Origin of the sequence: Pseudomonas sp. 13B_2.1_Bac1, from assembly GCF_025466155.1 — a bacterium.
Taxonomy (GTDB): Bacteria; Pseudomonadota; Gammaproteobacteria; order Pseudomonadales; family Pseudomonadaceae; genus Aquipseudomonas; species Aquipseudomonas aylmerensis.
Genome location: NZ_JANLOH010000041.1, coordinates 1 through 239 on the forward strand (window position 1 = coordinate 1; position 239 = coordinate 239).

Below are 239 nucleotides of genomic sequence, written 5' to 3' on the forward strand. Positions count from 1 at the left end.
CGCCTCACTCGCTGCTCATGCCACTCATCCCGGCTATTACCCCAGCCCTCGTACTCGCTGTGCCAAACGCTGAGCCCGGCCTCGTCAGTAAGCTGTTCCGGCAACCCGGCGAGGTTGGTGTGGAAGTAGAAGATCTCTTCGCTGCCAAGCTTGCCGTCAATTCGTGCCAGCGGTTCGTAGCTCTCGGGATCGGCATACACGTACAGGCTGCCGAATCCGTGTTCCACCTCCTGCAACAG

At 60.3% G+C, this 239-nt stretch carries 1 protein-coding gene; it reads right to left on the reverse strand.

Annotated features, from left to right (window positions below; all coding sequences use genetic code 11):
* Positions 1-227: RHS domain-containing protein (locus NTD80_RS09555; protein ID WP_262133328.1), on the reverse strand; the 227-nt coding region annotated here is incomplete at its 3' end.
* Between the last annotated feature and the right edge of the window lie 12 nt (positions 228-239).